At 28.5% G+C, this 25,664-nt stretch carries 30 protein-coding genes; 6 read left to right on the top strand and 24 right to left on the bottom strand.

What is annotated here, in order from left to right:
- Nucleotides 1-12: 12 nt before the first annotated feature.
- The 3 genes from MARIT_RS14170 to MARIT_RS14160 all read left to right on the top strand — a co-directional run bounded on the left by MARIT_RS14170 (nt 13) and on the right by MARIT_RS14160 (nt 3,248).
- Entirely contained in the window at nt 13-1,020 is a 1,008-nt protein-coding gene (locus tag MARIT_RS14170; protein ID WP_024740144.1) for a glycoside hydrolase family 113, read from the top strand.
- Nucleotides 1,021-1,099: 79 nt separating this feature from the next.
- Nucleotides 1,100-1,933: a universal stress protein gene (locus MARIT_RS14165; protein WP_100211851.1), complete on the top strand. Its 834-nt coding sequence runs from the start codon at nt 1,100-1,102 to the stop codon at nt 1,931-1,933.
- Nucleotides 1,934-2,018: 85 nt separating this feature from the next.
- Nucleotides 2,019-3,248: a POTRA domain-containing protein gene (locus MARIT_RS14160; protein WP_231975159.1), complete on the top strand. Its 1,230-nt coding sequence runs from the start codon at nt 2,019-2,021 to the stop codon at nt 3,246-3,248.
- 101 nt (nt 3,249-3,349) lie between these two features.
- Here MARIT_RS14160 and MARIT_RS14155 read toward each other — a convergent pair whose 3' ends face one another.
- The 14 genes from MARIT_RS14155 to MARIT_RS14090 form a co-directional block, all read right to left on the bottom strand.
- Nucleotides 3,350-5,446 (bottom strand): S46 family peptidase, encoded by a 2,097-nt coding sequence (locus MARIT_RS14155; RefSeq protein WP_100211849.1) that lies wholly within the window; start codon nt 5,444-5,446, stop codon nt 3,350-3,352.
- A gap of 966 nt (nt 5,447-6,412) precedes the next feature.
- Nucleotides 6,413-7,015, bottom strand: a complete 603-nt coding sequence (locus tag MARIT_RS14150; protein WP_100211848.1) for a hypothetical protein — start codon at nt 7,013-7,015, stop codon at nt 6,413-6,415.
- A 39-nt stretch (nt 7,016-7,054) separates the two neighbouring features.
- Complete coding sequence (locus MARIT_RS14145; RefSeq protein ID WP_100211847.1) at nt 7,055-7,639, bottom strand: hypothetical protein; 585 nt, start codon at nt 7,637-7,639, stop codon at nt 7,055-7,057.
- 39 nt (nt 7,640-7,678) lie between these two features.
- Nucleotides 7,679-8,263, bottom strand: coding sequence for a hypothetical protein (locus MARIT_RS14140; protein WP_100211846.1), 585 nt, complete (start codon nt 8,261-8,263; stop codon nt 7,679-7,681).
- 39 nt (nt 8,264-8,302) lie between these two features.
- On the bottom strand, nt 8,303-8,887 hold the full coding sequence (locus MARIT_RS14135) for a hypothetical protein (RefSeq protein WP_100211845.1): 585 nt from the start codon (nt 8,885-8,887) through the stop codon (nt 8,303-8,305).
- A 39-nt stretch (nt 8,888-8,926) separates the two neighbouring features.
- Nucleotides 8,927-9,511, bottom strand: coding sequence for a hypothetical protein (locus MARIT_RS14130; protein ID WP_100211844.1), 585 nt, complete (start codon nt 9,509-9,511; stop codon nt 8,927-8,929).
- A 39-nt stretch (nt 9,512-9,550) separates the two neighbouring features.
- Nucleotides 9,551-10,153 carry a hypothetical protein gene (locus tag MARIT_RS14125; protein WP_100211843.1) on the bottom strand — a complete coding sequence of 201 codons (603 nt, stop codon included), beginning with the start codon at nt 10,151-10,153 and terminating at the stop codon, nt 9,551-9,553.
- A gap of 39 nt (nt 10,154-10,192) precedes the next feature.
- Nucleotides 10,193-10,783: a hypothetical protein gene (locus MARIT_RS14120; protein WP_100211842.1), complete on the bottom strand. Its 591-nt coding sequence runs from the start codon at nt 10,781-10,783 to the stop codon at nt 10,193-10,195.
- A 39-nt stretch (nt 10,784-10,822) separates the two neighbouring features.
- Nucleotides 10,823-11,425, bottom strand: a complete 603-nt coding sequence (locus tag MARIT_RS14115; RefSeq protein WP_100211841.1) for a hypothetical protein — start codon at nt 11,423-11,425, stop codon at nt 10,823-10,825.
- A 39-nt stretch (nt 11,426-11,464) separates the two neighbouring features.
- Nucleotides 11,465-12,049, bottom strand: coding sequence for a hypothetical protein (locus MARIT_RS14110; protein WP_100211840.1), 585 nt, complete (start codon nt 12,047-12,049; stop codon nt 11,465-11,467).
- A gap of 39 nt (nt 12,050-12,088) precedes the next feature.
- Nucleotides 12,089-12,664 (bottom strand): hypothetical protein, encoded by a 576-nt coding sequence (locus MARIT_RS14105; protein ID WP_100211839.1) that lies wholly within the window; start codon nt 12,662-12,664, stop codon nt 12,089-12,091.
- 39 nt (nt 12,665-12,703) lie between these two features.
- Nucleotides 12,704-13,306, bottom strand: a complete 603-nt coding sequence (locus tag MARIT_RS14100; RefSeq protein ID WP_100211838.1) for a hypothetical protein — start codon at nt 13,304-13,306, stop codon at nt 12,704-12,706.
- 39 nt (nt 13,307-13,345) lie between these two features.
- Nucleotides 13,346-13,936 (bottom strand): hypothetical protein, encoded by a 591-nt coding sequence (locus tag MARIT_RS14095; protein ID WP_100211837.1) that lies wholly within the window; start codon nt 13,934-13,936, stop codon nt 13,346-13,348.
- 4 nt (nt 13,937-13,940) lie between these two features.
- Nucleotides 13,941-15,428, bottom strand: a complete 1,488-nt coding sequence (locus MARIT_RS14090; protein WP_157926298.1) for a hypothetical protein — start codon at nt 15,426-15,428, stop codon at nt 13,941-13,943.
- A gap of 261 nt (nt 15,429-15,689) precedes the next feature.
- On the opposite strand from MARIT_RS14090, the gene MARIT_RS16205 reads away from it, so the two are divergent.
- Entirely contained in the window at nt 15,690-15,836 is a 147-nt protein-coding gene (locus MARIT_RS16205; protein ID WP_373852622.1) for a plasmid mobilization protein, read from the top strand.
- On the opposite strand, the gene MARIT_RS14085 is transcribed toward MARIT_RS16205, so the two are convergent.
- From MARIT_RS14085 to MARIT_RS14055, 7 genes are all read right to left on the bottom strand, one after another.
- On the bottom strand, nt 15,799-16,011 hold the full coding sequence (locus tag MARIT_RS14085; protein ID WP_100211835.1) for a hypothetical protein: 213 nt from the start codon (nt 16,009-16,011) through the stop codon (nt 15,799-15,801). The genes MARIT_RS16205 and MARIT_RS14085 overlap by 38 nt on opposite strands.
- A gap of 147 nt (nt 16,012-16,158) precedes the next feature.
- Complete coding sequence (locus tag MARIT_RS14080) at nt 16,159-16,812, bottom strand: hypothetical protein (protein ID WP_157926239.1); 654 nt, start codon at nt 16,810-16,812, stop codon at nt 16,159-16,161.
- Entirely contained in the window at nt 16,809-17,954 is a 1,146-nt protein-coding gene (locus MARIT_RS14075; RefSeq protein WP_100211834.1) for a hypothetical protein, read from the bottom strand. The genes MARIT_RS14080 and MARIT_RS14075 overlap by 4 nt, the downstream gene beginning before the upstream one ends.
- A gap of 119 nt (nt 17,955-18,073) precedes the next feature.
- Nucleotides 18,074-19,018, bottom strand: a complete 945-nt coding sequence (locus MARIT_RS14070; protein WP_100211833.1) for a tetratricopeptide repeat protein — start codon at nt 19,016-19,018, stop codon at nt 18,074-18,076.
- Entirely contained in the window at nt 19,019-20,050 is a 1,032-nt protein-coding gene (locus tag MARIT_RS14065; protein ID WP_100211832.1) for a calcium-binding protein, read from the bottom strand.
- 42 nt (nt 20,051-20,092) lie between these two features.
- Nucleotides 20,093-20,743: a hypothetical protein gene (locus MARIT_RS14060; RefSeq protein ID WP_024742584.1), complete on the bottom strand. Its 651-nt coding sequence runs from the start codon at nt 20,741-20,743 to the stop codon at nt 20,093-20,095.
- A gap of 3 nt (nt 20,744-20,746) precedes the next feature.
- On the bottom strand, nt 20,747-21,466 hold the full coding sequence (locus MARIT_RS14055; protein WP_100211831.1) for a hypothetical protein: 720 nt from the start codon (nt 21,464-21,466) through the stop codon (nt 20,747-20,749).
- Nucleotides 21,467-21,772: 306 nt separating this feature from the next.
- Here MARIT_RS14055 and MARIT_RS14050 point away from each other — a divergent pair.
- Nucleotides 21,773-22,878 (top strand): IS3 family transposase gene (locus MARIT_RS14050; RefSeq protein WP_100211389.1). Its coding sequence is split into 2 segments (ribosomal slippage): nt 21,773-22,034 and nt 22,034-22,878, totalling 1,107 coding nucleotides; the frame shifts between segments, so codons are not numbered across the junction.
- 62 nt (nt 22,879-22,940) lie between these two features.
- Here the strand turns inward: MARIT_RS14050 and MARIT_RS14045 are convergent.
- Nucleotides 22,941-23,456 carry a hypothetical protein gene (locus MARIT_RS14045; RefSeq protein WP_100211830.1) on the bottom strand — a complete coding sequence of 172 codons (516 nt, stop codon included), beginning with the start codon at nt 23,454-23,456 and terminating at the stop codon, nt 22,941-22,943.
- Between the two features lie 5 nt (nt 23,457-23,461).
- Nucleotides 23,462-24,223 carry a hypothetical protein gene (locus MARIT_RS14040; protein ID WP_038026481.1) on the bottom strand — a complete coding sequence of 254 codons (762 nt, stop codon included), beginning with the start codon at nt 24,221-24,223 and terminating at the stop codon, nt 23,462-23,464.
- A gap of 69 nt (nt 24,224-24,292) precedes the next feature.
- Here MARIT_RS14040 and MARIT_RS14035 point away from each other — a divergent pair.
- Nucleotides 24,293-25,455, top strand: a protein-coding gene (locus MARIT_RS14035) for an IS3 family transposase (RefSeq protein WP_100211384.1) whose coding sequence is annotated in 2 segments (ribosomal slippage) — nt 24,293-24,533 and nt 24,533-25,455 — 1,164 coding nt in all. Because the reading frame shifts where the segments join, the coding sequence is not laid out codon by codon here.
- Here the strand turns inward: MARIT_RS14035 and MARIT_RS15580 are convergent.
- On the bottom strand, nt 25,439-25,585 hold the full coding sequence (locus tag MARIT_RS15580; RefSeq protein WP_157926297.1) for a hypothetical protein: 147 nt from the start codon (nt 25,583-25,585) through the stop codon (nt 25,439-25,441). The genes MARIT_RS14035 and MARIT_RS15580 overlap by 17 nt on opposite strands.
- Between the last annotated feature and the right edge of the window lie 79 nt (nt 25,586-25,664).

Below are 25,664 nucleotides of genomic sequence, written 5' to 3'. Positions count from 1 at the left end.
TACATTAGGCAAATGAAAGCCTACCAATATATATACTTTCTTGCAGTAATAATTCTTTTGCAAGGTTCTTGTAAAAGTCAAAAAGAAAAAATAAACGGGGTTAGTTTTGTAGCTTCTTCAGAAGCAATTCATCGCAATGAAATACGCCCTTTACGAAAGGCATCAACGAATTATGTAGCGTTGATGCCTTTTGGTTTTATAAAGAGTTTAACCTCTCCAGAAATTATTTATAATTCGAATAAACAGTGGTTTGGAGAAACCAAAGAAGGGGTTGCTCAATACGCTTCAGTATTTCAGAAAGAAGGCATAAAGCTAATGTTAAAGCCTCAAATTTGGGTTTGGAGAGGAGCGTTTACAGGAGCTATTGAAATGGATACAGAAGAACATTGGAAGCTTTTAGAGTCTTCTTATGAAAAATTTATTTTAACGTATGCAGAATTGGCTGCAAGCTTAAAGGTGAACATTTTTTGTATAGGAACGGAGCTTGAAAAATTTGTGGTGAATCGTCCTCTTTTTTGGAAAGCACTTATCCGTAAAATAAAAAGGATTTATAAAGGAAAATTAACTTATGCGGCTAATTGGGATGAATTTAAGCGAGTGCCGTTTTGGAATGAATTGCATTATATAGGGGTGGATGCGTATTTTCCTTTGAGTAATCATAAATCACCTACAATACTTCAGTTAAAAGAGGGATGGAAAGTTCATAAAGAGGAGGTGAAAAAAGTTCAGCAGCAATTCAATAAAAAAATATTGTTTACAGAGTACGGTTATAGAAGTATAGATTTTATGGCTAAAGAACCTTGGAATTCTGAAAGGATAGCAGGAAATGTGAATTTAAAAAACCAAGTAAATGCATTGGAGGTAATTCATCAACAATTTTGGGAAGAAGATTGGTTTGCTGGAGGTTTTTTATGGAAATGGTTTCACAATCATCATGGGGTTGGAGGAAGTAATAATAATAGATTTACTCCTCAAAATAAACCGGCAGAAGTAAAAATAAAGGAACTATACGATAAATAAATGTATATAAATATGATAAATGTTCTGTTTTTTGATGTAAAAAAGAAGGAGCTTTGACTAAGATAAAGTAGATTTAATTATGAAAAAAATTATTGTTCCAGTTGATTTTTCAAAACATTCAGAGTATGCTTTAAAAGCAGCAGCTTTATTGGCTAAAAAAAATAATTCTGAGGTGTATGTTTTACATATGCTAGATCTTCATGAGGTTTCTATGAATGATAGTGGACGTTTTCAGCAAGAAAAAGCAGCGTTCTTTTTAAAGCTAGCAGAAAAAAAGTTTAAAGATTTTTTGAAGAAAGATTTTTTAAAGGAGATACATATTACTCCTATCATAAAACATTTTAAGGTATTTAGTGAAATTAATGAGATAGCGGATAAAGAAGATGCTGATTTAATTATTATGGGGTCTCATGGGGTAAGTGGAATGAAAGAGTTTTTTATAGGATCTAATACAGAAAAGGTTGTAAGACATGCTAAAATACCTGTTTTGATTGTTAAGAAAGAGTATGCAAATTTATCTTTTGATGATGTAGTTTTTGCTAGTGATTTTAGTGAGAGGTCTGTAGCATCATATAAAAAAGCATTAAAAATTTTAAAGGGGTTGGAGTCTAAAATGCATTTATTGTATGTAAATACTCCTAATGAAAACTTTAAAAATGATTTAGAGATGGAGCAAATGGCAGCTCATTTTTTAAATAAAGCGGAAGGGAATTTGGAAAGGTTGGATGAGGTGAATTATGTTTGTGATTATTCCGTAGAAAAAGGAGTGCTGAATTTTGCAAATAGTATTGGTGCTAATTTAATAGCGGTAAGCACTCATGGAAGAAAAGGATTGTCGCATATTTTTAGAGGAAGTGTTTCTGAAGACTTAGCCAATCATTCAACATTACCTATAATAACGTTTAAAATGTAAAAAGTATAGAATATGCATAGGCATAATGAATTGTAATTAATAACTTTAGGCTTTTAAATAAAATAGATTAATGAGAAGCTTAACAATGATATTATTTTTTGTGTTTTCATCCATTTTTGGACAAGAGAAGAGGGTTTCTGATATTGTATTTCAAGGAAATACTAAAACGAAAGCCTCTTTTTTGTTTAAGATAATAGAAACAAAAGTGGGAGGGGTGGTAAACAGAAAGCTATTGGATAAAGATGTGATTCGTTTAAAACGATTGGCGGCTGTTGCCAATGCTACTGTGTATGTAAAAGAAGGATCTAAAATAGTATTTGCTATAGAAGAAAATTTTACATTGATTCCTGATGTGAATATTTGGACAACTACGAATAAAAGGTTTGCGTATCGTGTGGGAGGAAATGAGTTTAATCTTTTTGGATCAAATATTACTGTTGGTGGATTTTATCAGAATAATGGCTTTAATACTTATGGAATCAATTTTAAGGCGCCTAATTTATTTTCTAGAAATTTTGGACTTGCATTTTATCACCAGAATTGGAAGAGTGAGGAGCCTTTGTATTTTAAAGGCCAGTCAGTAAATTATTTGTATAATAATATTTCTTTTGAAATTTTAGGATTGTATGAATTGAATTTTAAAAACCATTTTCAGTTAGGAATTAATTTCTTTAATGAAAAATATGATTATTTAAAAGGAGCGCTTCCCCAAGGAGTTCCGCTTTCCTTAGATTTGAATAAAAGGCTTTTAAAATTAATATATACGTTTGATGATCTAAACTATTTTTATCAATATATATCTGGATTTAAGAGTGAGTTTTATGGGCAGTACGTAACTTCAGTGAATAAGTATCAAGATGATTTTTTAGTAGCATGGAATGATTTGTTATATTTTAAAAGGGTAGGAGAAAGAGGAAATTGGGCAAATCGTTTAAGGGTTGGCTTATCTTCAAATAATAAGACACCTTTTGCTCCTTTTGCATTAGACAATAATGTTAACTTAAGAGGGGTTGGTATTTTGGTAGATAGAGGAACTGGTAGTATTGTTTATAATACAGAATATAGATATACTTTGTATGAAAAAAGGTGGTTTATATTGCAAGGAAATGCTTTTATGGATGCAGGAACGTGGAGGGAGCCAGGAGAGGAATTAAAGGATTTCTTTAAGAGTGAAAATATAAAAGTATATTCAGGAATTGGTTTGAGATGTATGCATAAAAAAATATACAATGCTGTTTTTAGAATAGATTACGGATATGGATTGACGAAGAATTCATCCAAGGGATTTGTTTTTGGAATTGGGCAGTATTTTTAAAAAACATACCCCTTCTTCTTTTTGCTAGAAGAGGGGGTATGTTTACCAATTGGAATACTAAAAGCTCCAATACGAATTGGTATTATGTTTGGATAGATGGTTTAGTTTTTCTTCTTAGGATGTACTAATTTCATCTCGTCAATTAAGTGTTTGGCACCCGCAAATTTATCTACAATAAATAGTACATAACGCAAATCGACCATAATATTTCTACAAATTTCTGGATCATAATTAATATCACTCATGGTGCCTTCCCATACACGATCAAAATTTAATCCGACCAAATTTCCATGTGCATCAATTGCTGGACTTCCAGAGTTACCTCCTGTAGTATGATTAGTTCCTAAAAAACAAACAGGTATTTTTCCATTTTTGTCAGCATATTGCCCATAATCTTTTGTATGGTATAATTCGCGCAGTTTTAACGGAACATCAAATTCGTAATCTCCAGGAACATACTTTTCAATAACTCCGTCAAGATAACTAACAGGGTTGTAATATACGGCATCTCTTGGTGAGTATCCACGAACTTGACCATAAGTTACGCGTAGTGTACTATTTGCATCCGGAAAATAACGAGCTTTAGGTAACGCTTTCATAAGGGCTTTCATATATTCTTTTTGTAAAGCAGCTATTTGCTCATTTTTTTGAGAGTACTCCGTATGGATGTTTTTATAAAAAGCTGTAATCATAGGTTTAGCATATACATATGCAGCGTCTTTATTCAGTTTTTTTAAGATTTGTTTAGGATTGTTTCCTTTGATGATGTCTAAAGCACTTTTTAAAGAAGTCAAATTGGTATTGTCATAAATAGCAGTATTTACATCTTTTGTGTAAAAAGGCATTACATTGGTAAAAATCCCTTTATCTACACTCACGTCATAGTTTTTGTGAATCCCCTTCAACTTTGAAGCAAAGGTTTTTTTTGCTTTTTCAAGCAATTCAGGTCTTTTTATTAAAGTTTGTTCTAGTTGATATGCCCTGAAGCACATATTCATTAATTCATTTGTAACTAAGAAAACTTCTATAAAATTTCTTCGTTTAATATTAATTTTAGAAAAGTCTTTATAAAGCGTATTGAAGTTGTTTAGAATATGCCCGTATTCGTCTTCTAATTGATTTTCTTTTAGTGCTTTGGTAAATGTTACTTCAAATTTTTTTCTATTGGCAATAGCATTACTTTTTTGAATGCCCAAATTTTCACCAATCCATTTTTTCCAAGCATTTGCAATGCGAGCTTGCTTGGATGCATATTTAATTCTAATAGCGTCACTTGATTTCATTTTAGCATCAATTACTTTTAAAGCAGCTTCTCTAATGGCAATATTACTAGGATTAAATTCTTCAGTAATATGCGCTATAGCAACTGCTGGTAAGTATTCATTGGTACGCCCAGGAAATCCAAAAACCATAGTAAAATCCCCTTCCTCAATTCCATCTAAAGAAACAGGTAAAAAGTGCTTTGGTTGGTAAGGAACATTTTCTGTACTATATTTTGCAGGACGATTATTCTTATCGGCATAAATTCGGAATAAAGAAAAATCACCTGTATGTCTTGGGAAAACCCAGTTATCTGTATCACTTCCAAACTTACCTATACTGCTAGGAGGAGCGCCAACTAAACGAATATCTTCAAAACGTTCTGTTACAAACAAAAAATATTGGTTTCCTTTATAAAAGGGTTTGATTTTTACCTTTTGCCAAGCTTCTTTTGTAGCTATATTTTGTAAATGACTTATATTTTTGTTGATTAATGATTGTTTTTCTTTCTCGTTCATTGCTTTTGTAAGTCCTTTTAATGCTTGCGCTGTTACATCTTCAATTCTTACAATAAACTCCACAAATAAACCTTTGTTAGGGAGTTCTTCATTTAGATTCATAGCCCAGAAACCATTTTTTAAATAGTCGTTTTCTAAAGAAGAGTGTGATTGTATTTGTGCGAAACCGCAATGGTGATTTGTTAAGATTAATCCTTTAGGAGAAATAACTTCACTAGTACAACCTCCATTAAAATGACCAATGGCATCTTTTAAGCTAGCGTTATTGATGTCGTAAATATCTTTAGCAGATAATTTGCTTCCTAAAGAAGTCATTTCTTTTTCGTTCATGCCTTCTAATAAGGAAGGAATCCACATACCTCCTTGTTGTGCAGAAACCTGTACAATCAAGAACAGGAATAGTATTTTAATATATTTCATTTATTTGTTTTTTAAGGGGTAAAGGTACTAATACCAATCACTATTTTGAAATAACCGAAATAAAAAGCCCTTTTCATTTTATGTTCAGGAAGAAATAGGGTTGGTTTACAGTAATTTTAGGATAAGGGGTTGGATGGTTTTATACTTGAAATAGCTACTTGTTAGCTTGCTTCTGGAATACTGAAATTGTTGGGGGCTTTATGTTTATTGGTGGCTTGTTATTGTGATATCATTTTTATTTTAATAATACGCTTTTTGCCTTTTCCATCCAATTTTCTGTATCCTATTTTTTTCTCTCGTAAAAACGCTATACAAGATTTCAACTTCGTTTTTTGTACAGCGTTTTTTTCCCTCGTAAAAACGCTGTACAAGATGTTAACTTCATTTTTTGTACAGCGTTTTTTTCTCTCGTAAAAACACTGTACAGGATTTCAACGTCATTTTTTGTACAGTGTTTTTTTTCCTCGTAAAAACACTGTACAAGATTTCAACGTCATTTTTTGTACAAGGTTTTGAACCCATACTAAAAAGTTTGTACAGTTTTATATTGAAAATCAATGGGTTATGTTTTTAAGTTAAAATAATCATCCCTTTTTTTATGAGGGGACTGGGATTTTTATCATGGTATTTGGAGAGGATAGAGTTTTTTTAGGGGGTAAGTTTATTGTACCTCAAACCAATTTTGATGAACGGGCTCGGCATCCATAGCAATATAAAAAGGACTGGTTTTTCCTTCGACTTTGTTTAAGGCGTCTTTATATTGTTTGTTTTCTTGTTGGTCTGTAGATTGTAAGGTGATTTTAGCAATGGTATAATGCTCAAATTCTTTGGTGTTTAGTAGCTTACTCTTTTTACCAAATGCACCTACAATAGTTGTAAATAAAAATTTACTTAGTTACTGCCTTTTAAAATTATATATTTTTTCATTTTTCTAATAGCTTAAAAAGATGGTTTCTGCTAAAAATGCTAATAAACAACAGGAACTTTAACACCCTCTGAATAACCTTTTACTTTATCTCTTTTTGGAAACGGAAAACTAAAATAAATAGAATCCTTTTTTAATAAATCCTCGAGTATTTTAGGGTGTTTCTTTTTAAATTCAGCTAAAGTACCAACTGGTAAAGAATCTTTTAAACCACTTTCTTTTAATTTTTGGTAATATTCTTTAAAAAAAGAACGCGGGTATTTTAAGGTATCTAAATAATGTCTTGAATAAAAAACATATTTTTTAGTTGTTTTCCATGGTATGTCTTTATCCTCCCATATACTTTTTTTTAGTAAATTTCCTTTATCTAATTTATACATTAGTCCTTTACCACATATTTTTTTTTCTTTTTTTAAATAATAATAATTACAATAATATTTATAATAAGATAATCTTTTTGTTTTATATGAAGGATTAGTGATAGCTATATTAAAAGGAAAACTAATATCCCAAACTCCTTTATTTTTTTTGCTAGGTAATAAAATAACTGGATACTTATCTGAAGTAGTTAGTTTTACAATAGGTGTTTTAGCTTTACAGCTGATAAGTAAAGTTAAAGTAGTTAAAATTATATATTTTTTCATTTTTCTAATAGCTTAAAAATATGGTTTCTACTAAAAATGCTAATAAACAACAGGAACTTTAACACCCTCTGAATAACCTTTTACTTTATCTCTTTTTGGAAATGGAAACCTAAAATAAATAGAATCCTTTTTTAATAGATGAGCTACCATTTTTGGGTGTTTCTTTTTAAATTCAGCTAAGGTACCAACTGGTAAAGAATCTTTTAAACCACTTTCTTTTAATTTTTGGTAATATTCTTTAAAAAAAGAACGCGGGTATTTTAAAGTGTCTAAATAATATTCTGAATATATAACATATTTCTTTTTTTTATAGATTCCTATTTTTTTTATTCCTCCAATACTTTGCCAGGTTAATTTATCGTTATCTATTAAGTATAATCTAGCATTACTACATTTAGAAGAAGGACTACAATAATGTTTGTAATATGTAAACCCTTTATCTTTATAAGAATCGTTTGTAATTTCTATTTCGAAAGGAAACCATATAGCCCAAAAGCCTTTTAATTTTTCGCTATTTCTTAAAACTACTTGATACTTATCTGAAGTAGTCAATTTGACAATGGGTGTTTTAACTTTACAGTTGATAAGTAAAGTTAAAGTAGTTAAAATTATATATTTTTTCATTTTTCTAATAATTTAAAAAGATGGTTTCTGCTAAAAATGCTAATAAACAACAGGAACTTTAACCCCCTCTGAATAACCTTTTACTTTATCTCTTTTTGGAAATGGAAACCTAAAATAAATAGAATCCTTTTTTAATAGATGAGCTACCATTTTTGGGTGTTTCTTTTTAAATTCAGCTAAAGTACCAACTGGTAAAGAATCTTTTAAACCACTTTCTTTTAATTTTTGGTAATATTCTTTAAAAAAAGAACGCGGGTATTTTAAAGTGTCTATAATGTGTTTTGAGTACATGACATATTTTTTTTTACTATAGACTCCTATCTTTTTAATCTGACCAATACCTTGTTTAATTAATTTATTTTTATCTATTAAATACAGTATTCCTCTATTGTATTTAGAAGAAGGACTACAATAATGTTTGTAATATGTAAACCCTTTATCTTTATAAGAATCGTTTGTAATTTCTATTTCGAAAGGAAACCATATAGCCCAAAAGCCTTTTAATTTTTCGCTATTTCTTAAAACTACTTGATACTTATCTGAAGTAGTCAATTTGACAATGGGTGTTTTAACTTTACAGTTGATAAGTAAAGTTAAAGTAGTTAAAATTATATATTTTTTCATTTTTCTAATAATTTAAAAAGATGGTTTCTGCTAAAAATGCTAATAAACAACAGGAACTTTAACCCCCTCTGAATAACCTTTTACTTTATCTCTTTTTGGAAATGGAAACCTAAAATAAATAGAATCCTTTTTTAATAGATGAGCTACCATTTTTGGGTGTTTCTTTTTAAATTCAGCTAAAGTACCAACTGGTAAAGAATCTTTTAAACCACTTTCTTTTAATTTTTGGTAATATTCTTTAAAAAAAGAACGCGGGTATTTTAAAGTGTCTATAATGTGTTTTGAGTACATGACATATTTTTTTTTACTATAGACTCCTATCTTTTTAATCTGACCAATACCTTGTTTAATTAATTTATTTTTATCTATTAAATACAGTATTCCTCTATTGTATTTAGAAGAGCGGCTATAATAATATTTGTAATATGTAAACCCTTTATCTTTATAAGAATCGTTTGTAATTTCTATTTCAAAAGGAAAACTAATAGCCCAAAAATTTTTCAACTTTTCATCTGTTATTAAAACAACTTCATATTTATTTGAAGTAGTTAGTTTTACAATAGGTGTTTTAGCTTTACAGCTGATAAGTAAAGTTAAAGTAGTTAAAATTATATATTTTTTCATTTTTCTAATAATTTAAAAAGATGGTTTCTGCTAAAAATGCTAATAAACAACAGGAACTTTAACCCCTTCTCCCAATCCTCTTATTTTATCTCTTTTTGGAAATGGAAACCTAAAATGAATAGAATCCTTTTTTAATAAATGTGCTATCATTTTTGGGTGTTTCTTTTTAAATTCAGCTAAGGTACCAACGGGTAAAGAATCTTTTAAACCACTTTCTTTTAATTTTTGGTAATATTCTTTAAAAAAAGAACGCGGGTATTTTAAAGTGTCTAAATAATATTCTGAATATATAACATATTTCTTTTTTTTATAGATTCCTATTTTTTTTATTCCTCCAATACTTTGCCAGGTTAATTTATCGTTATCTATTAAGTATAATCTAGCATTACTACATTTAGAAGAAGGACTACAATAATGTTTGTAATATGTAAACCCTTTATCTTTATAAGAATCGTTTGTAATTTCTATTTCGAAAGGAAACCATATAGCCCAAAAGCCTTTTAATTTTTCGCTATTTCTTAAAACTACTTGATACTTATCTGAAGTAGTCAATTTGACAATGGGTGTTTTAACTTTACAGTTGATAAGTAAAGTTAAAGTAGTTAAAATTATATATTTTTTCATTTTTCTAATAGCTTAAAAAGATGGTTTCTATTAAAAATGCTAATAAATAACAGGAACCCTAACACCTTCTGACAACCCTCTTATTTTGTCTCTTTTTGGAAATGGAAACCTAAAATGAATAGAATCCTTTTTTAATAAATGTGCTATCATTTTAGGGTGTTTCTTTTTAAATTCAGCTAAAGTACCAACTGGTAAAGAATCTTTTAAACCACTTTCTTTTAATTTTTGGTAATATTCTTTAAAAAAAGAACGCGGGTATTTTAAAGTATCTAAATAATGTCTTGAGTAAAAAAGGTATTTTTTAGTCGTTTTCCATGTTATGTCTTTATCTTTCCATACCCTTTTATTTATTAATTTGTCTTTATCTATTTTATACATTACCCCCTCACTACACCCTTTTTTTTCTTTTTTTAAATAATAATAATTACAATAATATTGAAAATGAAGTAACATTCTATTTCTATAAGAATCATTTGTAATTTCTATTTCAAAAGGAAATTGTATCGCCCAAAATCCTTTTAATTTTTCGCTATTTCTTAAAACTACTTGATACTTATCTGAAGTAGTTAGTTTTACAATAGGTGTTTTAACTTTACAGCTGATAAGTGAAATTAAAGAAGCTAAAATTATATATTTTTTCATTTTTCTAATAGCTTAAAAAGATGGTTTCTACTAAAAATGCTAATAAACAACAGGAACTTTAACACCCTCTCCCAATCCTCTTATTTTATCTCTTTTTGGAAATGGAAAAATAAAATTAATAGAATCCTTTTTTAATAAATGTGCTACCATTTTAGGGTGTTTCTTTTTAAATTCAGCTAAAGTACCTACTGGTAAAGAATCTTTTAAACTACTTTCTTTTAATTTTTGGTAATATTCTTTAAAAAAAGAACGTGGGTATTTTAAAGTGTCTATAATGTGTCTAGAATAAATAATGTATTTTTTAGTTTGTTTAGGCTTTAAATTGTCGTTCCAAACATATTTTTTATTTAATATTCCTTGAGTTTCTCCGTACATTATTGCTGAATAACATTTTTTTTTCTTTATAGAAGACTTATTACAATAATATTTATAATAAGATAATCTTCTTTTTTTATATGAAGGATTAGTAATAGTTATTTCAAAAGGAATTGATATAATCCAAAAATCTTTCTCACCGTCATTCAATAAAACAATCTCATATTTATCTGAAGTAGTTAGTTTTACAATAGGTGTCTTAGCTTTACAACTGATAAGTAAAATTAAAGAAGCTAAAATTATATATTTTTTCATTTTTCTAATAGCTTAAAAAGATGGTTTCTACTAAAAATACTAATAAACAACAGGAACTTTAACCCCTTCTCCCAATCCTCTTATTTTATCTCTTTTTGGAAATGGAAAAATAAAATTAATAGAATCCTTTTTTAATAAATGTGCTATCATTTTTGGGTGTTTCTTTTTAAATTCAGCTAAGGTACCGACTGGTAAAGAATCTTTTAAACCACTTTCTTTTAATTTTTGGTAATATTCTTTAAAAAAAGAACGCGGGTATTTTAAGGTATCTAAATAATGCCTTGAATAAAAAACATATTTTTTAGTCGTTTTCCATGTTATGTCTTTATCTTTCCATACCCTTTTATTTATTAATTTGTCTTTATCTATTTTATACATTACCCCCTCACTACACCCTTTTTTTTCTTTTTTTAAATAATAATAATTACAATAATATTGAAAATGAAGTAACATTCTATTTCTATAAGAATCATTTGTAATTTCTATTTCAAAAGGAAATTGTATCGCCCAAAATCCTTTTAATTTTTCGCTATTTCTTAAAACTACTTGATACTTATCTGAAGTAGTTAGTTTTACAATAGGTGTTTTAACTTTACAGCTGATAAGTAAAGTTAAAGTAGCTAAAATTATATATTTTTTCATTTTTCTAATAATTTAAAAAGATGGTTTCTGCTAAAAATGCTAATAAACAACAGGAACTTTAACCCCCTCTGAATAACCTTTTACTTTATCTCTTTTTGGAAATGGAAACCTAAAATAAATAGAATCCTTTTTTAATAGATGAGCTACCATTTTTGGGTGTTTCTTTTTAAATTCAGCTAAGGTGCCAACTGGTAAAGAGTCTTTTAAACCACTTTCTTTTAATTTTTGGTAATATTCTTTAAAAAAAGAACGCGGGTATTTTAAAGTGTCTATAATGTGTTTTGAGTACATGACATATTTTTTTTTACTATAGACTCCTATCTTTTTAATCTGACCAATACCTTGTTTAATTAATTTATTTTTATCTATTAAATACAGTATTCCTCTATTGTATTTAGAAGAGCGGCTATAATAATATTTGTAATATGTAAACCCTTTATCTTTATAAGAATCGTTTGTAATTTCTATTTCAAAAGGAAAACTAATAGCCCAAAAATTTTTCAACTTTTCATCTGTTATTAAAACAACTTCATATTTATTTGAAGTAGTTAGTTTTACAATAGGTGTTTTAGCTTTACAACTGATAAGTAAAATTAAAGAAGCTAAAATTATATATTTTTTCATTTTACTAATAGTTTAAAAAGATGGTTTCTACTAAAAATGCTAATAAACAACAGGAACAGTAGGTCCTTCAAACTTATTTCCGTTATCTAGTCTTGGAAAACTAAAATAAATAGAATCCTTTTTTAATAAATGTGCTACCATTTTTGGGTGTTTCTTTTTAAATTCAGCTAAGGTACCGACTGGTAAAGAATCTTTTAAACCACTTTCTTTTAATTTTTGGTAATATTCTTTAAAAAAAGAACGTGGGTATTTTAAAGTGTCTATATAATATTCTGAATATATAACATATTTTTTTTTACTATAGACTCCTATCTTTTTAATCTGACCAATACTTTGTTTAATTAATTTATTTTTATCTATTAAGTATAATCTAGCATTACTACATTTAGAAGAAGGACTACAATAATGTTTGTAATGTGTAAACCCTTTATCTTTATAAGAATCGTTTGTAATTTCTATTTCGAAAGGAAACCATATAGCCCAAAAGCCTTTTAATTTTTCGCTATTTCTTAAAACAATCTCATATTTATCTGAAGTAGTTAGTTTTACAATAGGTGTTTTAGCTTTACAACTGATAAGTAAAGTTAAAGTAGTTAAAATTATATATTTTTTCATTTTTCTAATAATTTAAAAAGATGGTTTCTACTAAAAATGCTAATAAACAACAGGAACCCTAACACCTTCTGATAACCCTCTTATTTTATCTCTTTTTGGAAATGGAAACCTAAAATGAATAGAATCATTTTTTAATAAATCCTCGAGTATTTTAGGGTGTTTCTTTTTAAATTCAGCTAAAGTACCAACTGGTAAAGAATCTTTTAAACCACTTTCTTTTAATTTTTGGTAATATTCTTTAAAAAAAGAACGCGGGTATTTTAAGGTATCTAAATAATGTCTTGAATAAAAAATATATTTTTTAGTTGTTTTCCATGGTATGTCTTTATCCTCCCATATACTTTTTTTTAGTAAATTTCCTTTATCTAATTTATACATTAGTCCTTTACCGCATATTTTTTTTTCTTTTTTTAAATAATAATAATTACAATAATATTTATAATAAGATAATCTTCTTTTTTTATATGAAGGATTAGTGATGGCTATATTAAAAGGAAAACTAATATCCCAAACTCCTTTGTTTTTTTTGCTAGGTAATAAAATAACAGGATACTTATCTGAAGTAGTTAATTTTACAATAGGTGTTTTAGCTTTACAACTGATAAGTAAAATTAAAGAAGCTAAAATTATATATTTTTTCATTTTTCTAATAGCTTAAAAAGATGGTTTCTACTAAAAATGCTAATAAACAACAGGAACCCTAACACCTTCTGACAATCCTCTTATTTTATCTCTTTTTGGAAATGGGAACCTAAAATGAATAGAATCCTTTTTTAATAGATGAGCTATCATTTTAGGGTGCTTCTTTTTAAATTCAGCTAAGGTACCGACTGGTAAAGAATCTTTTAAACTACTTTCTTTTAATTTTTGGTAATATTCTTTAAAAAAAGAACGTGGGTATTTTAAAGTGTCTATAATGTGTCTAGAATAAATAATGTATTTTTTAGTTTGTTTAGGCTTTAAATTGTCGTTCCAAACATATTTTTTATTTAATATTCCTTGAGTTTCTCCGTACATTATTGCTGAATAACATTTTTTTTTCTTTATAGAAGATTTATTACAATAATATTTATAATAAGATAATCTTCTTTTTTTATATGAAGGATTAGTAATAGTTATTTCAAAAGGAATTGATATAATCCAAAAATCTTTCTCACCGTCATTCAATAAAACAATCTCATATTTGTCTGAAGTAGTTAGTTTTACAATAGGTGTTTTAACTTTACAGCTGATAAGTAAAATTAAAGTAGCTAAAATTATATATTTTTTCATTTTTCTAATAATTTAAAAAGATAGTTTCTATAAAGCATATATATTCATCACGATTAGGGTTTAAAACTTCTTTAAAGAGTAATTTTATTGTTCTTTCTTTAAAGAGAGTAGTCTCATTAAAATCGCCTAACTCTTTAATGGTTTTAAACTCTCCATTTATTAATTTATTAAGCGTTCCTGGAGCTATATCTATTAAAGAAATGTCTTCGATATCTCCATGTATCGCAACAAAATCTTCAACGGCTTCAATGCCTTTTAATTTTGCTTCTTCGAGCTCTTGTTTTATAACTTCTTTAATAAATGCTTCTCCTTCTTTATGTATTTGAAAAGATATTTGACTTAAAAGTTCAAAAGGAATGGCAATATTTGTTTTTAGTATTGGTATTGACAATGGTTTGGAATGGTCTAATCCATTACTCATTAAACTATTTAAGTCTAATACGTTTTGATAATTTTCAAAAACAAGACCTGCCATGCTCTTAGAGATTTTTAAGGTATTTAAGAACTCTACTTTTTTACCATTTTTGGCAAAGTATTGAAGTTGATTTATATTTTTAGTAGTGATGTGTTTATTTCCAAAATTCTTTCTGATTTTAACGCTTTTCATCTTTCCATCTAGAAAAAGATTTTTGTCGTATAATTTTGTTTTTTTAGTATGTATTTTACCTTTGCTATCTACTAAAAAACCTTTTTCTAACTTGGCAATCGCAATGTTTTCCGTTTTTGTAGCAATAAATGTATTTAATTTATCTACGCTTTTTATAGCTCCATTTTTTACCTTCCCTTCTAGTTTTCCTTTAATTTCACCTGTAATTTTATCTTTAGCAAAATCAACAATCACTAATGGGCTACCATCATTCGCAAACATTTCAGGGAAATTATAGCTAGGGTGGGGGAAATTAAAAAATAACGTTTGGTCTGAAAATTCTACTTCTAGGTATAAATTTTGTCTTTTAGGTAGGTTTTTAGAAATGTCCTTATATTTTACTTTCCAATAGAGTTCTATATCGTAGGCTGTATCATCTTTTAAATTCTTTTCCCAACCTAGGTCTAAAAGAAGTTTAATAGTAGCTTTATTGTTCTTTACAGTTGCTTTTTTATGTACTTCTTCTTTATTAAATTTATCATCATCAGGGTTTAAATAGTCCCAAATAAATTTATCTAAATCATATAATTTACAATCAATTTCTTCTCCATCTTTAATATTCTTTGTTTCTATATGAAAGAATACGGTATCTCCAAGTTTTGCTTTTTTTAGATTTTGTACACCCTCTCTTTCTTTTGTCCACCAACCATCTAATATTTTAGAATTTTTGTCTATTGGCGCTATATATTCTCCTAATGTTATTCCCTCTTCCCCCTTCATATCAATAGAGGTGTTAGAATAAAGACTTATATCTTCTTCAGTAGTGTGAATATTTATTTCTTCCGCTCTTTTTGTTAATGTACCACCAACTTTGGTTATGTAGTTTTCTTCTACAATTTTATACATGTTTTTAGCTTTTTGTGTAATATTTCCCAAGGCAATTAAAAATTTAGTTTTTTTTAGATAAAAGTCTTTTTTCTCCTAAAAAAAGGTATATAGCTTTTATCTTTTTTTTAGTTTCTCTTTGTTTGTGTATTCTAGAAATAAATCAGCAATTTAGAAAACAAGGAAGAGGCATGCATTAAAACTACCCCTCAGCTTGCTTACTGGTAGTAAATATATGCTTTTATTGTATCTTAGCAAAAAAACAATCTTGATTTTCTCTCGATGGTCGCAAATTTCAAATCACGATGCATAAAAAAGAAGTTTTTAAAATTTAGAGGTACTTCCCTTGAGAAATCCCTGATAAAAAAGAAAGTTGCTAATACCGGACTTTCTATGTCCGAATTTTCAAGAGCAGCTGTACTGGTGTAGGATTAAAGTATGCTGGCGGTTGATAAAATTTATTGCCTGTCTGTATATTCTTTTCTTCTTCTACCTTCAACTCAAACCAATTCCCTTCACCATAATACCAAAGGTTAGGGCGATTATCAAAAACCTCTTCATATTTTACCTCAAACCAATTTTGATTAGCGGGCTCGGTATCCATAGCTAAGTATAATTGAATGTTATTTTCTTCGGCTTTGTTTAAGGCGTCTTTGTATTGTTTGTTTTCTTGTTTGTTTGTAGATTGTAAGGTGATTTTAGCAATGGCATGATCTTTAAAATCAACTGCATTGAGCGCATTACTTTTACCTTATTGAGATAAAATGGTTAATGATATATACTTCGCTTTTTTTCTGTCTTTTTCGCTAATAAATTTTAGATACAAAATATTTTGATCTTTCCAAAAAAAGCTTTCTAGATAGGTATCTGAAAAAAAATGATATGGTTTAAAATATACTTTTTGCAATTGTTTTTTTACATACTTATATATGTACACATCTTCCGATGGAGGGAAAATATCATTATATGTTTCATAAGGATTATAATCAACTACAAATATGATGTTTTTGTCTTTAGAAAAGTAAGGATAGCTTGGTATTGTATCAATACTTTTATCGTCTTTATCTAGTAGAAGAAAATAATCCCTTTCATATTCTTGAACGCTTATTATAAACTTAGTAGCTTTTTTACTTTGGACTTTGCGGTATTGGATGCTGTTTTCGTCATAGGGGGTTCCTAAATTATCTTTGAAAAAAATAGTTTCTCCATTATTTAAAAATAAATTGGTAATCGTATCATTTTTATTTTTTTTCTCTAATTGAAATCGTGATAATGCATTGTTGTTATCAAATTCGTTTTTGCTAATTATAGATTCATAAACGCTAATTTTCTTTTCAGAGTTTTGCGATTTACACGCTGAAAGGAACATTACGGTCAATGAAATTATTGATAATAAGTATTTCATTCTTTTACTTCTGTATAATCGGGTTTATAAGATTGAATATGTAGATGGTCATTGTGATTGTTTTTCTTATCGTTTTTACAGTGATTTAACAGCTTGGTAGATTCCCCTTTTTCATTTCTCTCTCCATAATATTGAGAAATCATGCTTTTCCATCCAAATTTAAATAATTCATCATGAAACTTGTTTTGCCTTATTTCGTCTAACCCTTTCCATCCTATCGATTTATTGTCAACAGAAAGGTCTGTTTTTCCTCCTTTTTTATTATCCCTTAAATATCTAAAATCTCCATTATATCCATTTTTATGACTTACACTAGGTTTAGAGCCTCCATTAGAATGACTAAACCCATTAAAAACAAAGTCTTTATAGCCACAAGATAACATTGCTCCAAGTAAACTAGCCAGAGTTTTACTATTTAGATATTTTCTAGATGAATTTATTTTTATTTCGAATTTAGTTTTACCATCATCGCTTTTATAATTTTCTAATTGATCAATATTTATTAAATCTACTGTTTTACCTCCGTATAGTACTCCATATTTATTTTTTATGGTTTTATATTTAAAAATACCTAAGTCATGTTCATTTTTTTTCTTGTCAATAAATAAATACTGATATTTCTTTTTGTATTTTTCTTCTATGGTTTTAGGAATTCGTTTTTCTATTTTTCCATTATCATATATATATAAAGTAGGTAAATTTAATTTTTGAGTAGCTCTTAACTCAAACCAATTCCCTTCACCATAATACCAAAGGTTAGGGCGATTATCAAAAACCTCTTCATATTTTACCTCAAACCAATTTTGATGAACGGGCTCGGCATCCATAGCTATATAAAAAGGACTGGTTTTTCCTTCGGCTTTGTTTAAGGCGTCTTTGTATTGTTTGTTTTCTTGTTGGTCTGTAGATTGTAAGGTGATTTTAGCAATGGCATGATCTTTAAAATCAGCTGCATTGAGCGCATTACTTTTTTGGGAAAACTCACCAACAACCGCCTTAAAAGCAAATACTTTTTTATTATTTTGAGTTACATATATCGGTTCTTTCGTTGTTGTTAGTGCATCGGTATCTCCTCCTTGTTTTAGGTTTAAAATATCTCTACAATCGCAGCCTTTCTTCAACTCAAACCAATTTCCATCCATATCTAACCAATAGTTTGGAGTACTCCGCTGGTCTAATTCACCATTTTTATCTGGATTCGTACCATTATAAGCTACTTTTATGTTATTTGGGCTATGGGCATCTACCTATAAAAAACTTTTTACTTAACAATTCTTTCTAAAACTCGCTTTGGAATTATAACTTCCTTACCTTTTTTTTGCATTTGTTTTACATATGTCTGATACGTTTTTTTTGCTTTTTCAAAACTTCCTACCCCCCAATATGAATCTCCTAAATTGATATAGGCAACTGTTCTGTTTGGATATTGTTTGATTATTCTTTCTAATAAGTAAATGGCTTCTGTATATAACCCTGATTGCTCTAAGTAATAGGCTATATTATTATATTTTGATAAATTATTTTTGTCTATGGCTATATTTTCAAGAAGAAAGTCTAAAACAAATTCATTTGATATATTTTTTAGAGTGTTTTTTTCTCCTTTGTGCACCTCTATTTTTTGAAAGAAATCATCAATACTAGGTGTTTTATTTTCTTGAAAACCTGAAAAAGTATATATCTTCTTGTATTCTGATTCCATTGGTATTGATGCATTATAATTGGATATTTTCACAGGTTTTATTTCAGTGTAAAGTAGAGTAACTTTATCTCTATTAGATATTTGAATATAAATCGTATTTAAATTAAATATAGAATGCGCACTTTTTCTAAAATGATGAATTGTATTTTGATAACTGTTTCCTAATTTTTCAGAGAAAATTACTTGGAAAGTTTCATCACTATTACATTGAAGCTTAACTGAAGAAACTTCATTAAAGTTTTCTAAGTTTAATGTTTTTTCTAAGCTTCTTTCTTTTTCCTTAATAAAAAGGTACAGCCCTTTATCACTATCTTCCAGTAAAGATATTTTAGTATCTAACTTCTTAAGACTACATGTTTGTAGTATTGTCTTCTCATCATTTTTATTTTTTTTCTCTAAAACAGAAACTTTATTCCTCATCTCACTACTACTTTTTTTACAAGATAAAAAAGTAGATGCAAACATTATTAAAGCTAAAACGAGTTTTACATTGTATATAATTTTCATTTAAAATTTATTTTTCATTTTATGGTACCTTCCTTTCATATCAGTTCCTCTCCTATTAACACCGTAATCATCTAATATACTCTTTTCATAAGTCGAATGGTTATTTTCCCAATCATTAGGGTTTCGAGACATCTTATTTTTATGTTTTGTTTTATCTTTTTCTTTTTTATTAAACTCTTCTACTTCTTTATCCTTTTTTATAAAGAAATTATCCAAAGCCTTACCAAAATCAGGCTTTACATATGCAGGTCTATTTATATGATGATCCAGAACAGTTGCTTTACCTAATTTAGATTTTAAATAATCTTCTAACTTATAATTATATTTTTGAGGTTTTATAGGTAGGACTTTATTTTTTAAGCGACTGATAAAATCTTCAACTTGTTTCGCTTGAAAATCTTTATCTTTTGAAGCTCTTGCGATAGGTTCTAGAAGCTTGCATTTATGTTTCTTTTTAAGCTCAGTACTTTTAAACCCTTCTCTAATTTTTTCCTTAAGTTGTTTACCCGTTATTTTGCTGGAATCGGATTTCGAAGGATCTTTATAATACATAGTATCTCCTTCAACTGTCCAACCACAATCCTCAAATAATTCTTTATATTTAGATAGGTTACTTTCTTTAAACTCTTGAACTTGAATAGGAAACTCTCCTTTTTCTTCGGAATTTATTGTTTTTTGCATAGCTCCAATAGTTAATATTTCACTATCATAGGATTGAATGGAATCCAATTTCCCTTCATTTTCAGACATTCCAATTAAAATGTCCTTTTCTTCTTTAGTAACTTTCTTTTCCTTTATTAGATTACCCCAATATTTGTAATCGGCTAATTTTTCACTTCCCCAGTAAACAGGACCATATACTGTACCGTATCTAATACATTCAAATTTCAGGTTTAAACTTTCTCCACAATCGCAGCCTTTCTTCAACTCAAACCAATTTCCTTCACCATAATACCAAAGGTTAGGGCGATTATCAAAAACCTCTTCATATTTTACCTCAAACCAGTTTTGATTAGCGGGCTCGGCATCCATAGCTATATAAAAAGGCGTTTTTGATACTATTACTACAAAACGTTACATCAGCAAATAAATTTCTATTAAAAATTTTTCTTTCTCTTTCCATTTTATCCAGCCCTCTTCATCTTCCTCATTTTTCACTTTTATCCAATTATTTTTTACTTGCTTTATAATAAAGTTTTCCTTGTGTTTTGGAAAAACCTCTAATGAAGTAACTTTAGACTCTTTTCTTAAAGGGTTTTCTTTCCAATTAATATTTTCAATTCCAGTAGTTTTGAGCAAAAAATTCTCCCAAGGTATAAAATCAAAATTTGCCTTATTAGCTAAAAACTCTTTTCCATTCGCAGATAAAATTTTATAATCTAAATCCGTATTTTTAATACATACAATATAGAAAATATCGTAATCAGGTTTAAAAAATATTGGTATAACTTTTTTTGGTGTATATATAGTTTCTTTTAAAGAAGGATGATTTACTTGCTGTTTAAAGAGTATTGTATCTTTTTTAGGCTTTAATAACCCTAAACCAAGTTTAGTTGTAGGATTAAAGTATGCTGGCGGTTGATAAAATTTATTGCCTGTCTGTATATTCTTTTCTTCTTCCTTTTTTTGCTCCACTATTCTATTAGAACGTTTTTTATCTGTATTACTATTTCTGCAAGAAAAGATTGCAAAAACTAATACTAATATAAATTTTGTATAAGTCATAATTTATCTTTTAAATCCTATATGGTAATGGTCTTGATGTACCGAGATTGCTTTTCCGCTAGTGTGCTTTATATCTTTTTTATAAGCATAATTATATTTTTTCATAAATCCCCAATCTATAGAGATAGATAATATATCTTCCAAAACTTTGACAAACTTTTCTTCTGTTTTATAATAATCTTTAGAAATAGACCATAATTTTTGCCCCACTGAATTATCAGCCCCTGGATACCTTATGTCTATATCATGTCCTGTTTTATGAGTTTTATGCCCAATATTCCTTTTATCATTGGCTGATATGTCATTGTAATATACTTTTTCGTTAATCCCATTTTTTTTGAGTGTATGTAAAAAACCGAAAAAACCAGCTGCTGCTGCTTCATCAATCCAATTATCTCCCCCTTTATCTCTACTCCCATACCTATCCCAATTATCTCCTTTTTTGGGGAAATCTAATAACTTATATGAATTTGCTGTTAACTGATAAGTTTTAACTAATTTTTGCGAATCATATATTTTATAGATAAAATCTTTATTATTGGATACAGTTTTTATTTTTTTATAACTACTTCTATCCAAATGCACTTCATAAATATTGGCATTTTCTAAAGTTTTCAACTCAAACCAATTCCCTTCACCATAATACCAAAGGTTAGGGCGATTATCAAAAACCTCTTCATATTTTACCTCAAACCAATTTTGATGAACGGGCTCAGCATCCATAGCAATATAAAAAGGCGTTTTCTGTAATTTATTTTACTTCTTCAAATAGACCTCTATCATTTAAAATGTAATTTTCTACTCTTTTAGTTATTAATGGAGTTTTTCTTTCATTATCAAGATCTCCATCAAAATAATCAATCATCTCTTTATTTATTCTAATGTTAAAATCTTTATCTATTGTAAAATTATTTTTATAAGAAATTTCAAAAGTAAACCGGCAATAAACCAGTAGATAGTCTTGTAAGCTTCCCTACAAACCGAACTGTTTAAAAGTATAAAAAAAAGTATTAAATTTAAACAGTAATTATGAGGAAAAGTAAATTTAGCCCCCAGCAAATCGCAAAGATTTTAAAGGAATACGAAAACGGTAGAACCGTAGAAGCAATTTCCAGAGAACATGGAGTTAGTTCGGCAACATTTTATAAATGGCGTAGTAAATACGCAGGTATGAATGTTAAAGAGCTCAAACGTCTAAAGGAATTAGAGGAAGAAAATCGAAAATTAAAGCAAATGTATGCTACTCTTGCATTAGATCACCAAATGGCAAAGGAGATTATCGAAAAAAAGCTTTAAAGCCTTGCGTTAAGCGCTCCTTAAGTATTGACCTTTCTCATTACGGCATAAGCAGGGCATGTCGGGTTTTAAAAATGAGTAAAAGCGTATATTATTATAAGCCAAAATTACAAGACGATACACCAATTGAATTAGCCTTAAAACAAAAGGCTATTGACCATTGTGAGGAAGGATTTTGGAAAGCTTATAAACGACTACGCAATGAAGGGAATCCATGGAATCACAAGCGAGTTCATCGAGTTTATGTAGCACTAGGTTTACCACTGAGAAGGAAGGTGAAGAAACGTTTGCCAGCAAGAATAAAAGAACCTTTAATAGTTCCTACAGAACTCAACCAAACTTGGAGTATGGATTTTGTAACAGATGTATTAGAGAATAAAAAAAGATTTAGAGGCTTTACTATCATAGATGATTTTAATAGAGAGGCTTTACATATAGAAGTAGATTTTTCGTTACCTAGTAATAGAATAGTTTACGTTTTAAATCATCTGTTAAAACGTAAAGGTAAACCACAAAAGATACGTATGGATAATGGTCCGGAATTTATAGCTAATTTAACCGCTACTTGGAGTGCTATGCATGAAATTGATTTTAAATATATAGAACCAGGAAAACCCACACAAAATGCTTTTATAGAACGTTTTAACGGTTCATATAGACGAGGGGTTTTAAATAAATATATTTTTGAAAACATTCATCAAGTCAGAGAGCAAACCCAGATATGGATGCACGATTACAATAATTTTAGACCGCATGATGCTTTGGACGATATGGCTCCAATCCCGTATGCGAAACAACATTGTGTCGCTGCCGCTGGGCGCATTTTAAAACAGGATTGACATAAAAAAATATAATGAAAAATGTCAATCCTGTTTTAAAACGTAAAATTCATATATTTGGATTAATAATCAGTTCGAAAAAGGGGAAGCCTACAGTCTAACTGTTCTCCTTTTTTATTAAAGCTATGCAATTCAAATTGTATGCCCGGTATATCATTTTCACCATAAAAAAATGTCAAAACCCCTACGATAATATAATCTTCCTTATTTATTCTATAAACAGGGAAAAACTGCCTATTATCGTCATAAAAAAAATGGTAAAAATAGTCTCCTTTATTATCATTTAGATTATCTCTCTTTTTTGTTAATTTAAAAAATATTGAATCTATTTTTTTTTTCTTAATATTTTTTTTTACGACGTATCCTAAATTATCATCATAAAAATATAATGTATCTAGTTTTTTAGATGTTAGAGGAAGCGTTTTTAAAGGTATATTTGTTAATAAACGAATACTTATAGAGTCTATTGGTGATTGAATAGATTTTTTATGATTAATATTCTCTTTCTTATCTTTTTGAACTTTTAATTGACAAGAACAAATAAATAAGTAAATAAATAAATAAATAAAACTCTTCATACTTGTTATTTCTTTTTAATTATTGAAAAATTAAAGCCATAAATATGTAAATGATTATTATGCCTAACCCATTTCCCGTTTTTCTTCTTTTTCTTATAATGTTGTGTATGTGGTAACAATGTCTTAGTTATAACTTTTATAATTTCTTTTTTCTTTGTTTTTGGGTTTACTACCTCTTTTGTTCCAGTTACCCTATTAAAGTTTTCAGATAGCATTTTTTTACTTCTTCCCCAACCAAATTTATACAGAGCTTTATTAAATTTTACTTGTCTATCGTAATCAAAATTATTTTGTTCTAAAAGAATTAGCTCTCCATTTTTATTAGTACTTAAATATCGTAAATCTCCTGCTACTCCATTTAAGTGCGTAGAGCTTACTCCAGGGCTACCATCTTTTTCACTAAACCCATTAAAACTTAAATCTTCAATACTTTCCTCAATCATAGCTCCCAGTAAGCTCGCAAAGCAATCAGGGCTTATATAAAATCTTTTTTTAGTATTCCAAACTAAGATTTTAAACTTGATGTTTTCTGATGCATACTTATCAATATTTCTAGCATCAACCAAAAGAATTTTTGTTACTGGACTTGTTTTCCTTCCTTTTTTCTTCCATTTATCAACTTCAATTAGTTCAGATTCTCCTAAAATATGTTTACCTCCTTTCGAATCAAAATAGTTGTAAATAACCTCTTTGGGCTCTTTTATATTATTTTTTTCTATAGTACCATTGTGGTAAATAGTATATTCAAGTACAGTGTTATTTACCAACTCAAACCAATGGAGTGTCTACATTTGTTGAGACGAATTAATTGAGTCCATAAATAGTATATTTGAATTATGGCAAAAAAGTATGATAATGATTTTAAAGTAATGCTAGTAGAGCTTTTAAAATCAGGAAGAAAAGCAAAATCTCTTAGTGAAGAATACGGTGTTAATGACGGAGTCATAAGACGTTGGAAACGTGAGTATGAAGCTAAATCTGGAGATTTCTCTAAGAAACGTGAGTTATCGGTAGAAGCGCAAGAATTAAAAGCACTAAAGAAAGAACTTAGAGAGGTTAAGTTAGAACGCGATATATTAAAAAAGGCAGTGAGCATCTTCTCCAAGAGCGACAAATGAGATATAAATTCATTTTAAAAAATGTAAGTGTATATCCTGTTGAGAAGATGTGTAAATGTATGAAAGTTAGCAAAAATGCTTATTACTATTGGTTAAAACACAAGGATGTAATAAAAATACTACCCTCTAAGGTTTTACTCAAAAAGAGAATTAAATTTCATTTCGAACAAAGTAGAGAAATTTACGGAAGCTATCGTATTCAAAAAATGTTGGAAAGAGAAGGTTTAGTTTATGCACGTTCTTACATTGGGCTACTAATGAAAGAACTAGGACTAAAAAGTATTCTAAAAAGGAAATATGTAGCAACTACTAATTCCAATCATAATTTATCGATTGCTAAAAACGAATTAGATAGAAATTTTACAAGTTTAAAATTAGGAGAAAAATGGGTTTCTGATATTACTTATATACGTGTAAATGATCATTGGAATTATTTGACAACAATAATAGATTTAGCAGATAAAAGGGTAGTTGGATGGTCTTTAAGTAAAGATATGACCACTGAAAATACAATAATGAAGGCGTGGAATTTAGCAAGTAATAATAGAGCTATTACAAATAAGTTTATCTTTCATTCAGACAGAGGAGTGCAGTATGCTTCTAATAAAATAACTAACTTATTTTCTTTTAATAGAAAAATAACACAGAGTATGAGTAGAAAGGGAAACTGTTGGGATAATGCAGTAGCTGAATCCTTTTTTAAGACAATTAAACACGAATGGTTATACCGTTTTAAATATAGTTCTTATAAACAATTATTCAGCAGTATTGAAGATTACATAAATTGGTATAATAACGAAAGACTTCACTCTAGCCTAGGGTATATTTCCCCTTTAGAAATGGAAGTCAAAATAAGAATGAATTTTAACAAAGCGGCTTGATCAAATTAGTCCCAAATTTATTAGGTAGTCCACAATTCCCTTCACCATAATACCAAAGGTTGGGGCGATTATCAAAAACCTCTTCATATTTTACCTCAAACCAATTTTGATTAGCGGGCTCGGCATCCATAGCTAAGTATAATTGAATGTTATTTTCTTCGGGTTGCTTTAAAAATTCTTTGCGTTTTTTTGAAAAAAACCTTTATCAT

Source organism: Tenacibaculum maritimum NCIMB 2154 (assembly GCF_900119795.1).
Taxonomy (GTDB): domain Bacteria; phylum Bacteroidota; class Bacteroidia; order Flavobacteriales; family Flavobacteriaceae; genus Polaribacter; species Polaribacter maritimus.
The sequence above is the reverse complement of the archived record's forward strand: the minus strand, read 5'-3'. Positions and strand labels throughout refer to the sequence as shown.